This window comes from Limnohabitans sp., assembly GCF_044361645.1.
In the GTDB taxonomy this organism is placed as follows: Bacteria; Pseudomonadota; Gammaproteobacteria; order Burkholderiales; family Burkholderiaceae_C; genus Limnohabitans_A.
The window spans coordinates 1-13,604 of sequence record NZ_JBIKIL010000109.1 but is presented as its reverse complement, the minus strand read 5'-3'; the positions used below and the strand labels follow the sequence as shown (position 1 = coordinate 13,604).

13 protein-coding genes are annotated in these 13,604 nt (G+C 58.0%); 10 read left to right on the top strand and 3 right to left on the bottom strand.

The genetic code is table 11. The annotated features are described in order from the left end of the window. Positions 1-140 precede the first annotated feature (140 nt). The 7 genes from ACIQ39_RS15195 (at position 141) to ACIQ39_RS15165 (ending at position 8,155) form a co-directional block, all read left to right on the top strand. Complete coding sequence (locus tag ACIQ39_RS15195) at positions 141-626, top strand: DUF4260 domain-containing protein (RefSeq protein ID WP_396435447.1); 486 nt, start codon at positions 141-143, stop codon at positions 624-626. Continuing rightward, a complete protein-coding gene (meaB, locus tag ACIQ39_RS15190; protein ID WP_396435446.1) occupies positions 623-1,663 on the top strand; it encodes a methylmalonyl Co-A mutase-associated GTPase MeaB in 1,041 nt (346 codons plus the stop codon). Before ACIQ39_RS15195 ends, meaB begins: the two co-directional genes overlap by 4 nt. A gap of 19 nt (positions 1,664-1,682) precedes the next feature. Further along, positions 1,683-3,215 carry an acyl-CoA carboxylase subunit beta gene (locus tag ACIQ39_RS15185; protein WP_396435445.1) on the top strand — a complete coding sequence of 511 codons (1,533 nt, stop codon included), beginning with the start codon at positions 1,683-1,685 and terminating at the stop codon, positions 3,213-3,215. A gap of 167 nt (positions 3,216-3,382) precedes the next feature. Further along, positions 3,383-4,903: a sulfatase-like hydrolase/transferase gene (locus tag ACIQ39_RS15180; protein ID WP_396435444.1), complete on the top strand. Its 1,521-nt coding sequence runs from the start codon at positions 3,383-3,385 to the stop codon at positions 4,901-4,903. A gap of 4 nt (positions 4,904-4,907) precedes the next feature. Then, positions 4,908-5,576, top strand: a complete 669-nt coding sequence (locus ACIQ39_RS15175; protein ID WP_396435443.1) for a phosphatase PAP2 family protein — start codon at positions 4,908-4,910, stop codon at positions 5,574-5,576. Positions 5,577-5,617: 41 nt separating this feature from the next. Next, positions 5,618-7,666 carry an acetyl-CoA carboxylase biotin carboxylase subunit gene (gene accC / locus ACIQ39_RS15170; protein ID WP_396435442.1) on the top strand — a complete coding sequence of 683 codons (2,049 nt, stop codon included), beginning with the start codon at positions 5,618-5,620 and terminating at the stop codon, positions 7,664-7,666. Then, on the top strand, positions 7,667-8,155 hold the full coding sequence (locus ACIQ39_RS15165; RefSeq protein ID WP_396435441.1) for a VOC family protein: 489 nt from the start codon (positions 7,667-7,669) through the stop codon (positions 8,153-8,155). It abuts the gene before it with no gap. 314 nt (positions 8,156-8,469) lie between these two features. Here the strand turns inward: ACIQ39_RS15165 and rsxB are convergent, their stop codons facing one another. The 3 genes from rsxB to ACIQ39_RS15150 all read right to left on the bottom strand — a co-directional run bounded on the left by rsxB (position 8,470) and on the right by ACIQ39_RS15150 (position 12,325). Continuing rightward, entirely contained in the window at positions 8,470-9,159 is a 690-nt protein-coding gene (gene rsxB / locus ACIQ39_RS15160; RefSeq protein ID WP_396435440.1) for an electron transport complex subunit RsxB, read from the bottom strand. 6 nt (positions 9,160-9,165) lie between these two features. Next, on the bottom strand, positions 9,166-10,959 hold the full coding sequence (gene phaZ, locus ACIQ39_RS15155) for a polyhydroxyalkanoate depolymerase (protein WP_396435439.1): 1,794 nt from the start codon (positions 10,957-10,959) through the stop codon (positions 9,166-9,168). A 169-nt stretch (positions 10,960-11,128) separates the two neighbouring features. Continuing rightward, positions 11,129-12,325: an amino acid aminotransferase gene (locus tag ACIQ39_RS15150; protein ID WP_396435438.1), complete on the bottom strand. Its 1,197-nt coding sequence runs from the start codon at positions 12,323-12,325 to the stop codon at positions 11,129-11,131. 212 nt (positions 12,326-12,537) lie between these two features. Between ACIQ39_RS15150 and ACIQ39_RS15145 the strand changes: the two genes are divergently transcribed. From ACIQ39_RS15145 to ACIQ39_RS15135, 3 genes are all read left to right on the top strand, one after another. Further along, on the top strand, positions 12,538-12,777 hold the full coding sequence (locus ACIQ39_RS15145) for a type II toxin-antitoxin system CcdA family antitoxin (RefSeq protein WP_396435437.1): 240 nt from the start codon (positions 12,538-12,540) through the stop codon (positions 12,775-12,777). Between the two features lie 3 nt (positions 12,778-12,780). Next, complete coding sequence (locus ACIQ39_RS15140; protein WP_396435436.1) at positions 12,781-13,095, top strand: CcdB family protein; 315 nt, start codon at positions 12,781-12,783, stop codon at positions 13,093-13,095. Positions 13,096-13,167: 72 nt separating this feature from the next. Beyond that, a partial coding sequence (locus tag ACIQ39_RS15135) for a DEAD/DEAH box helicase family protein (protein WP_396435435.1) occupies positions 13,168-13,604 on the top strand: 437 nt, incomplete at its 3' end.

Below are 13,604 nucleotides of genomic sequence, written 5' to 3'. Positions count from 1 at the left end.
GCTGATGGCGCGTTATACCGCTGAGCCTCGCACAGAAATGGACTTGGCCGATGCCTCTTTGGTTTGGTTGGCGCAAGATACGAACACACGCAACGTGATGACCATGGATGTGCGCGACTTCTCGCGTTATCGCCTGCCCGATGGGCGGCATTTTGAGATCTTGTGAGGCCATGCACATGAAGCTCAACAACCCGTTCGCTCGGCCTGACATGGACATGCAGGACATCAAAGGCGATCACTACGGGCTCATGAATCCGGCACTGAAAATTTTGCGTGCCGAGGGGCTGGTGTGTTTGTTGTTGGCATGCACCTTGTATCAAGTGCAAGGGTTTTCGTGGATGACATTCGGATTGTGGTTTTTCCTTCCAGATGTGGCGATTCTCGTCTACGTGTTTGGCAACGAACGTGCTGGCATGTGGGCTTACAACGCGACCCACAGCTCACTGGGGGCTGGAGTGGTGGCACTGCTGGGGCTCGGACTCGGTGTGCCCATGCTGTTGCAAGCTTCACTGATCTGGTTTGCTCACATTGGCTTTGACCGGGCCTTGGGCTTCGGACTGAAATTCCCCCTGGGTTTTCGCGTGACACATTTGGGTGTGTTGCGGGGCATGAGGGACAAGGCTTGACACCCCAGCAACTGCTCCAAGGTCTGCTGCACGGCGACTCGGCGGTGCAACGCCGCGCCATGGCCAAAGCCATCACGCTGCTCGAGTCCACCCGCACCGACCACCGCGCCTTGGCCGACGAACTGCTCACGGCCATGCTGCCGCACACGGGCAAGTCATTCCGTTTGGGCATCAGTGGCGTGCCGGGCGTGGGCAAGTCCACCTTCATTGAGGCTTTGGGTCTGTACCTCATCGCGCAGGGGCACCGCGTGGCGGTGCTGACCATCGACCCGTCCAGCACGGTGTCGGGTGGCTCGATTCTGGGTGACAAGACGCGCATGGAATTGCTCAGCGTGCACGAACGCGCCTACATCCGCCCCAGCCCCAGCAGCGGTACTTTGGGCGGCGTGGCCGAGAAAACCCGCGAATCCATGTTGGTCTGCGAAGCCGCCGGTTATGACGTGGTGATCGTCGAGACCGTGGGCGTGGGCCAGAGCGAGACCGCCGTGGCCAACATGACCGACCTGTTTGTGCTGATGCAGTTGCCCAATGCGGGCGACGATTTGCAGGCCATCAAAAAAGGCGTGATGGAGATCGCCGATTTGGTGGTCATCAACAAGGCCGACATCGACGCCATTGCGGCCACACGCGCCGAGTTGCAAATCACCAGCGCCTTGCAGTTGTTGGGCATGCACGGCGGCTCGGGCCATGCGCATGCCGACACCACCCAGTGGCACCCCAAGGTGGTGCAGCTGAGCGCTTTGCTGGGCCAGGGTGTGGACAGTTTTTGGGCGGCGGTCAGCGAGTTCCGAGGCCTGCAAACCGCCAATGGCCGACTGACCCTGCGCCGCCAACAACAAGCCCTGTCTTGGATGTGGGAGCGCATCGACGCGGGGCTGAAACACAATTTCCGGGCGCAGCCACGTGTGCAAACGCTGCTGCCCCAATTGAGTCAACAGGTCGCTTCTGGCCAGTTGGCCGCCTCGACAGCTGCGCGCCAGTTGTTGGCTGCGCACGCGCATGCTCAACCCGTAAGCGCCGATGCGCGTCTCACCTGATTTTTGAGAGAGAACCACCATGCAAGACATCCTTGAACAACTCGAAAAAAAGCGCGCCGCAGCCCGCTTGGGCGGCGGGCAAAAGCGCATTGACGCGCAGCATGCCAAAGGCAAACTCACAGCGCGTGAGCGCATTGAAGTGCTGCTCGACGAGGGCACCTTCGAAGAGTGGGACATGTTCGTTGAGCACCGTTGCACCGACTTCGGTATGCAGGACAACAAGATCCCCGGCGACGGTGTGGTGACGGGCTACGGCATGATCAACGGCCGCTTGGTTTTTGTGTTCAGCCAAGACTTCACCGTCTACGGCGGCGCATTGTCAGAGACACACGCCGAAAAAATTTGCAAAATCATGGACCAAGCCATGAAAGTTGGCGCACCGGTGATTGGCCTGAACGACTCGGGCGGTGCCCGCATTCAAGAGGGTGTGGCCTCGCTCGGCGGTTACGCCGACGTGTTCCAGCGCAACGTGATGGCCAGTGGTGTGATTCCACAGATCAGCATGATCATGGGCCCCAGCGCGGGTGGCGCGGTGTATTCGCCAGCGCTGACCGACTTCATCTTCATGGTCAAAGACAGCTCGTACATGTTTGTGACCGGCCCCGAAGTGGTCAAAACCGTGACGCACGAAGAAGTCACCGCCGAAGAGCTGGGTGGCGCTTTGACGCACACCACCAAGAGCGGGGTGGCCGACATGGCCTTTGAAAACGATGTCGAGGCGCTGCTCATGCTGCGCCGTTTGTACAACTACTTGCCGCTGAACAACCGCGAAAAAGCACCGGTACGCAAGAGCGGTGACACCATCGACCGCATCGACATGAGCCTCGACACTTTGGTGCCCGAGAATCCGAACAAAGCCTATGACATGAAGGAGCTCATCGTCAAAACCGTGGACGATGGCGACTTCTTTGAACTGCAGCCCGACTACGCCAAGAACATTTTGATCGGCTTTGCCCGCATCGACGGCCAAACCGTGGGCATCGTGGCCAACCAGCCTTTGGTCTTAGCCGGTTGCCTGGACATCAAGAGTGCCATCAAGGCGGCGCGTTTTGTGCGTTTTTGCGACGCGTTCAACATCCCCGTCATCACCTTCGTGGATGTGCCTGGCTTCATGCCCGGCACTTCGCAAGAGTTTGGCGGCATCATCAAGCATGGGGCCAAGCTGCTGTACGCGTATGCCGAGTGCACCGTGCCCAAAATCACCGTCATCACCCGCAAAGCCTACGGCGGTGCCTACGACGTGATGGCCTCCAAGCATTTGCGCGGCGATGTCAACTTCGCTTGGCCCAACGCCGAAATCGCGGTCATGGGTGCCAAGGGCGCGGTGGAAATCATCTTCCGCGAAGACAAGGGCGACCCTGAAAAACTGGCCGCCAAAGAAGCCGAATACAAAGCCCGCTTTGCCAACCCGTTTGTGGCGGCGAACCGGGGTTACATCGACGATGTCATCATGCCGCACAACACCCGCAAACGGATTGCCCGTTCGCTGTTGATGTTGAAAGAAAAGAAGATTGAAAACCCATGGCGCAAGCACGGGAACATGCCACTTTGATCTGAGTGCACCCCTCTTCGCGGCATCACCCTCCAGTTGTGGCTCCAATGGGAAACATTACAAGACGCTTCTTGTGGTCAAAGACGACGCGCGCGTTGGTCATTTCACCCTCTTCGCTGATTTGGCTTTTTGCTTTGGTCAATGCAGTGGTTTTTCATGGGCCACTCATGAAGTATGTCAATGCCAACTTGACGATCCACAGCGCCTTGGGTGTGGGGGTGATGCTTGTTTTGTTGGGTATTTCTTTTTTATTGATGTGGTTGGTCTTGGGCGGTGCGGGTTTGGTTTCCAGCCGCTTGCTCAAACCTTTGTTGGTCTTGATGGCCTTTTGCAATGCCGTGGCCTTGTATGCCATGCAAACCTATCAAGTGATTTTGGACAAGTCGATGATGGGCAACGTCATCAACACCGATCGCGGCGAGTCGATGGCTTTGTTTCATCCCAAGCTGTTGGTTTATTTGTTGGTGGTTGCGGCTGCGTCTGTCGTGCTGTTTCGATATGTGCGAATTGAGCCCCAGTCCAGGCTGAAAAAATTCGGGCATTTGGTTTTGGCGGTGCTCTTGTCATTGGCCTTGGTTTATTTGAATTCGAGCGCATGGTTGTGGGTCGACAAACACGCCAAAATGATTGGCGGCCTTTTGCTGCCTTGGTCCTACACCGTCAATGCTGCCCGCTATTTGAATGACCAAAAATCAGCATCCCTCCAACTGCTGCCATTGCCTGAATTGAGCTGGGCGCTTGCGGATGGTTTGCCCGTGACCGTGGTGCTGGTGATTGGCGAATCCGCCAGGGCTCAAAACTTTTCCCTCTTGGGCTACACACGCCAAACCAACCCGCTTTTGGAAAAACGTGATCGGATGTGGGTGCAGACTGCGCAGGCTTGCTCCACTTACACCACACGGTCCATGGAGTGCATCTTGTCGCACGACCCGAGTGCCTCGCGCCTGACGCATGAAATTTTGCCCAATTACCTGCACCGCTCTGGTCAAGTTCAGGTCTTGTGGCGCGCCAGAAATTGGGGCGAACCCAAACTGCAACTCGACCATGTGTTGAGAGGCAAACAACTGGCGGCTTTGTGTGTGGCGCCGGACTGCAAGCACCCCGACCAAGATGAGTCACTGCTGGCCGGTTTGCAGACCGAGATATCGCAAGCGAGCCACGACAAACAGTTGATTGTGTTGCACCAAGCGGGCAGCCATGGGCCCGCTTACAACCAAAAATACCCGCCTGAATTTTCCCGTTTTGAGCCGGCCTGTGACACCGTGGATTTGAAAAAATGTGGTCGGCAAGCTTTGGTCAACGCGTATGACAACAGCATCCTCTACACCGACCACTTTCTGGACCAGTTGATCGGATTGTTGGAGCGGCAAACGCAAAGGCGCACGGTCATGATTTTTGTTTCTGACCACGGCGAGTCGCTCGGCGAGGGGGGGTGGTATTTGCATGGCGCGCCCGACATGCTGGCACCCCAAGAGCAGTTGAAAATCCCTTTTTTGGTTTGGACATCGCCCTCTTTTGCACAAGCCCGAGCGTCCAAGTCTGCCGCGCTTGCGTCGGGCACGGGTCAGTCCAGTGGCAGCCCGGCAGCCCTTGGGCAGCACCAAATCTTTCACAGCGTTTTAGGCGCTTTGGGTGGACAAAGCCCGATTTACCGCGCTGAGTTGGATGTTTTCCAAATGTCAAGGTGAATGCATGAAAAAGATCAAGTTCCCCGTTTGGCGAGAAGCTTGGCGTCAATCCAAGCAAGCCATGTCTGAGCACAGTCGCTTTGTTTGGCTGGGGTCGATTTTGTTGTTGCTGTGCATGTTGTACCCATCGAACTTGGACGCGTACAAACAAAACCCACCCATCGAGTCTGTTGGCGCATGGTTGTCGGAAGTTTCAAACACGCCACGCGAGTCCATGAACCCGTTGCTGAAAGAGAGCATTCAGTGGGTGGAGGACCAAGGTCGGTTCATCCCCACGGTGGCACAAGTGTTGGTGCCTTTGTTGGCTTTAGACAAAATTGGCGGCGCGCAATTGCTGATCTTGGGCGTCACCACCACCACGGCAACCCATGTTTTCAAGCGTCTTTTCAACGACGTTGAAGTAGCGGGAACCGTCGTGGGCCAACGCCCCAAAGGGGGGCAACACAATGTGCCGTCGGGCCACTCGTCGATGGCGGCATCTGCGCTCGGTTTTTTGTGGCGTCGGTACGGTGTTTTTCACATTTACTATGTGTTGCCATTGGTGCTGGCCACCATGGCCACAAGGGTTTTTCTTTCTGCGCACACCATCTCTGCCGTGTTGGCGGGGGCTCTTCTGGGCTTTATGGTGGCTTATGTGATGACATCGCCGCGCCAAGCAGTCAAGCCCGCGTGATCTGAATTGTCTTCTACGTTTTTTTAGTCAAAGGCCTCTCCATGTTCAGCAAAATCCTGATCGCCAACCGCGGCGAAATTGCCTGCCGCGTCATCGCCACAGCCCGCAAAATGGGCATCCAAACCGTGGCCGTTTATTCTGAAGCCGACAAAGAAGCACGCCATGTGCAACTGGCCGACGAAGCCGTGTTGATTGGACCGGCACCCTCGCGTGAGTCGTATTTGGTGTCCGACAAGATCATCGCTGCGGCTCAAGCCACGGGCGCACAAGCCATTCATCCTGGCTACGGATTTTTGAGCGAGAACGCCGAGTTCTCCAAGCGTTGCGAAGATGCAGGGATTGCCTTCATCGGCCCGCGCCATTTCTCCATTGCCGCCATGGGCGACAAGATCGAGTCCAAAAAGCTGGCGGGCGCTGCGGGCGTGAACTGCATACCTGGTGTCAATGACGCGATTGAAACCGCTGACAAAGCGGTGGAGATTGCCAAAAGCATAGGCTATCCCGTGATGATCAAGGCCTCTGCTGGCGGCGGTGGCAAAGGCCTGCGTGTGGCCTTCAACGACAAGGAAGCTTTTGAAGGCTTCACCTCGTGCCGCAACGAAGCGCGCAACAGTTTTGGTGACGACCGCGTGTTCATCGAAAAATTTGTTGAAGAACCTCGCCACATTGAAATTCAAATTTTGGGCGACAGCCACGGCAATGTGTTGTATCTGAACGAGCGCGAGTGCTCGATTCAGCGCCGCCACCAAAAGGTGATCGAAGAAGCGCCTTCACCCTTCATCTCAGACACCACGCGCCAAGCCATGGGCGAGCAGGCCGTGCAGTTGGCCAAGGCGGTGCAGTACCAGTCGGCGGGCACGGTGGAGTTTGTGGTCGGCAAAGACCAAAGCTTTTATTTCCTGGAGATGAACACCCGCTTGCAGGTCGAGCACCCGGTGACCGAGGCCATCACCGGTCTCGACTTGGTCGAGCAAATGATACGGGTGGCCGCAGGCGAGAAACTGGCTTTCACCCAAGCCGATGTGAAACGCGAGGGCTGGGCCATCGAGTGCCGCATCAACGCGGAAGACCCGTTTCGTAATTTTTTACCCTCGACTGGCCGCTTGGTGCGCTTCCAAACGCCCAAACAAACCATGTTCCAAGGCAATACAGCCGATCTGTTGGGTGTGCGTGTGGACACCGGCGTTCAAGACGGTGGTGAGATCCCGATGTTTTACGACTCGATGATTGCCAAGCTCATCGTGCACGGCAAAGACCGAAATGAAGCGATTGCCAAAATGCGCGAAGCCCTGAACGGCTTTGTGATCCGGGGCATCAGCTCCAACATCCCGTTTCAGGCGGCCTTGCTGGCGCACCCGCGTTTTGTGTCGGGCGACTTCAACACCGGTTTCATTGCTGAGCAATACAGTCAGGGTTTTCGTGCCGAAGACGTGCCGCACGATGACCCCGATTTCTTGACCGCTTTGGCAGCCTTTGTGCGTCGCAAGTCGCGTGAACGCGCAGCAGGTTTGAGTGGACAGTTGCCGGGCTACGACGTGCAGGTTGGGCAAGACTATGCCGTGGTGGAGTTGGGCAAAGCGGGCAACAACCGCTATGTGCCTGTGCATGTGGCCGAGTTCGCGGGCAAGCAGGGTCAAGCGCAGATCACGGTGAATGGCAAAACCTATGCGATTGCCAGCCATTCGCGCTTGAACGACATCCGCATCGAAGGCCATTGCAACGGCCACCCCTTCACCGCGCAGATTGAGCGCGGCACTTTGAAAAATCCGTTGGCCTTGCAAGTCCAGCACAACGGCAGGCGCATCGAGGCGCTGGTGATGTCGCCGCGCATGGCCGAGCTGCACCAGCTCATGCCTTACAAGGCGCCGCCAGACCTGAGCCGTTTTGTGCTGTCGCCCATGCCCGGCTTGCTGGTGGATGTGGCGGTGCAGCCCGGACAAAAAGTGCAAGCGGGCGAGCGCGTGGCTGTGATCGAGGCCATGAAAATGGAGAACGTCTTGTTTGCCACCGCCGATGGCGTGGTGAAAAAAGTGGTGGCTGCCAAAGGTGAGTCGCTCACGGTGGACCAGATGATTGTGGAGTTCGAATAAATGACTGCCTCGAGCCGACCCTTCAAAGTGCTGGGCGTCCAGCAAATCGCCATCGGCGGGCTTGACAAATGGCGCCTGCAAAAACTCTGGGTTGAGATGTTGGGGCTTGAAGTCACCGGCACCTTCCAAAGCGAGCGCGAGAACGTGGACGAAGACATCTGCGCCATCGGCAGCGGCCCCTTCAAGGTCGAGGTGGATTTGATGCAGCCGCTGGACCCCGAGAAAAAACCCGCCGTGCACACCACGCCACTCAACCACATTGGTCTGTGGATAGACGACCTGCCCGCTGCGGTGGACTGGCTCGGCGCGCAAGGCGTGCGCTTTGCGCCGGGTGGCATCCGCAAGGGCGCGGCCGGTTTTGACATCACTTTTTTACACCCCAAAGCGAGCGAAGAGTTCCCGATTGGGGGCGAGGGCGTGTTGATCGAGTTGGTGCAGGCACCGCCTGAGGTGGTCAGTGCTTTCGCAAAATTGGCCGCAGCCGCCTAAAAAAGTCCCCTGTAGGAGCGGTCTGCGACCTTGAAATTCAGCGCCTGGCAGCGAAATTCAACCACCTGGCTGCGAATTTCAACCTCTGGCGCATCGCGGTCAGAGACCGCTCCCACAAAATGCCGCGCGCAGCAAAGGATCGCAGCCCCTGTAGGAGCGGTCTGCGACCTTGAAATTCAGCGCCTGGCTGCGAAATTCAACCTCTGGCGCATCGCGGTCAGAGACCGCTCCCACAAAATGCCGCGCGCCGCAAAGGATCGCATCCCCTGTAGGAGCGGTCTGCGACCGCGATCAAGGCTGATGCCCAGTGGTGGTCAGCCTTGATTTTGTTTGGCACGGGCTTTGGCCAGTGCCGCTTCGATGATGGCGCGTTTGCGGTCGACTTCGGGCGCGTTGTCTGTGCCCTTGGTGTGTGCTGCCAAATCGGCCAATTTGTGCTCGGCCTTGGCTTGCAACTGCTGGTGGTGCTCGGCTTCTTCGCGAACCAAACGCTGCTGGCGTGAGTTGTAGCGACCGCGTGCGGTGTGGGCTTGCTCGGCGGACCAGGCTGCCCAGCCCGTATCAGCGCCCGTCACGTTTTCCAGGGCAATGCAGTCCACCGGACAGACCGGAATGCACAACTCGCACCCGGTGCACCAAGGCTCGATGACGGTGTGCATGACTTTGTTGGCGCCCAAGATGGCGTCTGTTGGGCAAGCCTTGATGCACAGCGTGCAGCCTATGCACCAATCCTCGTCAATGATGGCCACGTGGCGCGGGCCTTCGCTGCCGTGCTCGGGGTTCAGCGGCAGGCTCGCTTGGCCCGTCAAAGCGGCCAAGCGTGCAATGCCCTCTTGCCCGCCAGGTGGACATTGGTTGATGGGGGCTTGTTCCTCAGCCATGGCCCGCGCATAAGCCGCGCAGTTTGGAAAGCCGCAGCGTGTGCACTGTGTTTGGGGCAGGGCATCGTTGAGCCCAAGAAAAAGCGCCTGAACTTCAGGCGCAGTTCGGGTCAATGCGGGCATGGGGCCTCAGGCTTTACGCTTCGCATCGACCCACGTGGTTTTGACCGTCGTCACGGGCAATGCTTTGACCGGTGTTTTAACTGGTGCTTTCACCGTTGCTTTGTCGGCCCCTTTTGGCGGTTGGGGTGGCGTTGCTTTGGCGCTGGTCTTGGCAGGGCTTGCCGCGGGTGTTTTGCTCAAGGCTTTGACCGGTGCTTTGGGCGCTGCTTTGACCACCGATGCATTGGCCGACACTTTGCTTGCCGCCGGCTTGGCCAATGGCTGGGCGCTTGCTGGGGCATTGACGGGGCCTTTGTTGGTGTTGACCTTTGCTTGCGCTTGGGTCAGTGCTGCCGCTTGGGTGCCGTCTTTGGTGCCAACTTGGGTGCCAACTTTGACCGTGGGTGTCGGCTTGACCGCTGGGCTTGGCGTAGCAGGGGCACTCACACGCGCACGCGCAGTGGCTTTGCTGACCGGTGCAGCTCTGTCCGGGGGAGTGGCCGCCAGCTGATTCATCACAACGGACTTGGGTGCGGCGTTTGTTTTGGCCTTGCCCTGTATGGCGTGGTTCAAGATGAATTTGACCAATTGCGGGTAAACAATGTCGCGCCAGCGGCGGCCGCTGAAAATGCCGTAATGGCCTGCGCCTTCGACTTCCAAATGCTGACGCTCGCTTGCGGGCACGCCGCTGCACAGGACTTGTGCTGCACGGGTTTGGCCCGAGCCAGAGATGTCGTCAAGCTCACCTTCGACGGTCATCAAGGCCGTGCCACGGATGTCTTGAGGGCGCACCCGTTCAACTTGGCCATCGACACCCATCACATCCCAAGTGCCGTTGACCAATTTGAAGTCCTGGAACACGGCTTGAATGGTTTCCAGGTAGTAATCGGCGTCCATGTCGAGCACCGCGTTGTACTCGTCATAAAACTTGCGGTGGGCCTCGGCACTGGCGTCATCGCCCTTGATCAGGTCTTTGAAATAGTCGTAATGGCTGGTGGCGTGGCGGTCAGGGTTCATGGCCACAAAGCCGGTGTACTGCAAAAAGCCGGGGTACACGCGGCGACCAGCGCCCGGGAAGTTGGAGGGTACGCGGTAAATCACGTTGTTCTCGAACCACTCAAAGCTCTTGTTGGTGGCCAAATTGTTCACCGACGTGGGTGACTTGCGTGCATCAATGGGGCCGCCCATCATGGTCATGGTCAGCGGTGTTTTTTCGCCACGGCTGGACATCAAAGAAACTGCCGCGAGCACCGGCACAGTGGGCTGGCAAACGCTCACCACATGGCAGTTGCCATAGATGGACTGCAGGTGACGGATGAACTCTTGGGTGTAGTTGATGTAATCGTCCAGGTGAAATTCACCCTCTGCCAAGGGAACCAAACGGGCGTTTTTCCAGTCGGTGATGTAGACCTTGTGGTCTTGCAGCATGGTCTTGACGGTGTCACGCAGCAAGGTGGCGTAGTGCCCGGACAAGGGCGCAACGATCAGCACCGCAGGCTGGGCCTTGAGTTGGGCCAATGTGGCGGGGTCGTCCGAGAAGCGCTTGAAGCGGCGCAGCTCGCAAAAAGGCTTGTCGATCTCAATGCGCTCATGAATGGCGACATCGGTGTTGTTGACCTTGACGGTGCGGATACCAAACTCGGGCTTCTCGTAGTCTTTGCCCAAACGGTGCATCAAGGCGAAACCCGCCGACACGCGCTGGGCCAAAGGGGTTTGCGCCAAGGGGTTGAGGGGGTTGCTGTAGAGCTTGGCAGCGGCTTGAGCCAGATCGGAAAAAGGCTCCATGATCGAGCGTTGCGATTCGAAAATCTGATAGAGCATTGGGCGTTTTCCTTGCAGCAAAAATGGTGCACTGCAGCAATACTACAGGAGACTACGCGGTATTTTTCGAGTGTGGACCCTAATTGGCAGTCACCTTCCGGACCGTCCAAAAAGAAACCGCCCCGTCAGGGGCGCTTGCAAGCCGACTGTCAGTTTGGGGAGTGGTTGGTCAGACCACTTTGGCGATCGCAGCGCAGACCTCATCGATGTTTTTGCTGTTCAGCGCCGCCACGCACATGCGCCCGGTGTCGGTGCCGTAAATGCCGAACTCGCTGCGCAGGCGCACCATTTGGTCTTTGTTCAGGCCCGAGTAACTGAACATGCCAATTTGCTGGGTGATGAAGCCCATGTCTTGTTGCACGCCAGCGGCTTTCAGGCTGTCCACCAGCTTTTGCCGCATGGCCTTGATGCGCACGCGCATCTCGCCCAGCTCTTTTTCCCACAGGGCGCGCAGTTCGGGGTTGTTCAACACCGCAGCTACCACCGCTGCGCCATGAATGGGCGGGTTGGAGTAGTTGGTGCGGATGGCGATTTTGAGCTGGCTCAGCACCCGCGAGGCTTCTTCTTTGTCATTGGCCACCACCGACAGGGCACCCACGCGCTCGCCGTACAGGCTAAAACTCTTGGAAAACGAGGTGGAGACAAAGATGTTGAGGCCCGCTGCCACAAACTTGCCAATCACCGCGCCGTCTTCGGCGATGCCGTGGCCAAAACCTTGGTAAGCCATGTCGAGGAAAGCCGTCAGGCCCTTGGCCTTGGCCACCGCTATCACTTGGTCCCACTGGGCGTCGGTGATGTCATAACCCGTGGGGTTGTGGCAGCAGGCGTGCAGCACCACGATGGTGCCGGGGGCGGCCGCGTTCAGGCTGGCCAGCATGCCTTCGAAGTTGACACCGCGCTTGGCCGCGTCGTAGTAGGCGTAACTTTCCACCTCAAAACCGGCGTTCACAAAGATGGCGCGGTGGTTTTCCCAGCTGGGGTCTGAAATCATCACTTTGGCCTTGGGGCTGACTTTCTTCAAGAAGTCGGCGCCGATCTTCAGGCCGCCGGTGCCGCCAATGGCCTGCACGGTGGACACACGGCCGGACTTGACCACGTCCGAATCGGCACCAAACACCAGGGCTTTGACCGCGTTGTCATAGGCCACGATGCCGTCAATCGGCAAGTAGCCGCGTGCTGTGGGCGTGGCCATCATGGTTTTTTCGGCAGCTTGAACGCATTGCAGCAAGGGCAGTTTGCCGTTGTCGTCGAAGTACACGCCCACGCCCAGGTTGACCTTGTTGGGCTTGGTGTCGGCATTGAATTGCTCGTTCAAACCCAAAATCGGGTCGCGGGGGGCCATTTCGACGGCGGAAAACAAAGACATGGTGACAATCCTGTGGAGTCAATAGGGAAAAAGCCCATCATTTTAGGCTCAAACCATTGCACCGGCGCGTTCACATTCAAGGCGGTGTTGGCTCCTCCATCCCTGGACCTTGGGACTCGGACAGACGGATGGGACCGCAGGCACATGACACTCCAAAGCACGTTGACGCTGTTTTGCGCATAAACTGTGCGCATAATTTTCAGAGGTTTCCTATGTTGCGTTTCGAAGATGCCCCCAAAAAGCCCGTCAATTTGTCGCTCAACGCCGAGGTGCTGGCCATGGCGCGTGAGTTGGACATGAACGTGTCACGCACGGTGGATGCCTTGCTGGCCCAAGAAGTCAAGCGCCAGTATTGGGCGCGCTGGCAGGCGCAAAACCAGGATGCCATTGCCAGCTACAACGCCCGCATCGAGCAAGAGGGCTTGCCCCTGGATGCTTACCGCAGTTTCTGAGCCATGGCCCAGTTTGACGTTTATGCCCACCCGGATGCCCGCATGCGCGAGCGCACGCCCTATTTGCTGGACGTGCAAAACAGCTTTTTGGACAAGATCGCCACGCGGGTGGTGATTCCCTTGCGCAGCGCCGAATATGCCCCTTTGCCGATGCGTGACCTCAACCCTGTTTGCCAGGTAGAGGGTCAGGCGCTGGTGCTGGACAGTGCTGCATTGGCCGCAGTGCCTGTGCGCTGGTTGGGGGTGCCGCTGTTGAATTTGCGCGCCCAAGCGCCCGAAGTGGTCAATGCGCTCGACGTCTTGTTTGGCGGCCATTGACCGCAGGCCTTCCGCAATTTTTGCAGGGTCGGTGTTTAACGCATCTGGCCTTTCCACCTGAATCGAGTTCCCATGTCTGAAACCATTCCTCTGTCAGAGGTCACGGCTGTCCCCCTCGATGGCCAATTCATCAGTTACCCCGGCTCGCCCTTTGAGCTTTACCAGCCTTACCCGCCCGCAGGCGACCAGCCTGTGGCCATCGCGCAGTTGGTCGAGGGCCTGCAAGACGGCGAGGTGTTTCAGACCCTGCTGGGCGTGACCGGCTCGGGCAAGACCTTCACCATGGCCAATGTGATCGCGCAAATGGGCCGCCCGGCCATTGTGTTTGCGCCCAACAAAACGCTGGCCGCGCAGCTGTACAGCGAGTTTCGCGAGTTCTTCCCCAAGAACGCGGTCGAGTATTTCGTGAGTTATTACGACTATTACCAGCCCGAGGCCTATGTGCCGCAGCGCGACTTGTTCATTGAAAAAGACAGCGCGATCAACGAGCACATCGAGCAGATGCGTTT

Coding starts and splice junctions, on each gene's coding strand:
- ACIQ39_RS15195 (WP_396435447.1), top strand. CDS start 141: ATGGGCGGCATTTTGAGATCTTGTGAGGCCATGCACATGAAGCTCAAC.
- ACIQ39_RS15185 (WP_396435445.1), top strand. CDS start 1,683: ATGCAAGACATCCTTGAACAACTCGAAAAAAAGCGCGCCGCAGCCCGC.
- ACIQ39_RS15180 (WP_396435444.1), top strand. CDS start 3,383: ATGAAGTATGTCAATGCCAACTTGACGATCCACAGCGCCTTGGGTGTG.
- ACIQ39_RS15175 (WP_396435443.1), top strand. CDS start 4,908: ATGAAAAAGATCAAGTTCCCCGTTTGGCGAGAAGCTTGGCGTCAATCC.
- accC (WP_396435442.1), top strand. CDS start 5,618: ATGTTCAGCAAAATCCTGATCGCCAACCGCGGCGAAATTGCCTGCCGC.
- ACIQ39_RS15165 (WP_396435441.1), top strand. CDS start 7,667: ATGACTGCCTCGAGCCGACCCTTCAAAGTGCTGGGCGTCCAGCAAATC.
- rsxB (WP_396435440.1), bottom strand. CDS start 9,159: ATGCCCGCATTGACCCGAACTGCGCCTGAAGTTCAGGCGCTTTTTCTT.
- phaZ (WP_396435439.1), bottom strand. CDS start 10,959: ATGCTCTATCAGATTTTCGAATCGCAACGCTCGATCATGGAGCCTTTT.
- ACIQ39_RS15150 (WP_396435438.1), bottom strand. CDS start 12,325: ATGTCTTTGTTTTCCGCCGTCGAAATGGCCCCCCGCGACCCGATTTTG.
- ACIQ39_RS15145 (WP_396435437.1), top strand. CDS start 12,538: ATGTTGCGTTTCGAAGATGCCCCCAAAAAGCCCGTCAATTTGTCGCTC.
- ACIQ39_RS15140 (WP_396435436.1), top strand. CDS start 12,781: ATGGCCCAGTTTGACGTTTATGCCCACCCGGATGCCCGCATGCGCGAG.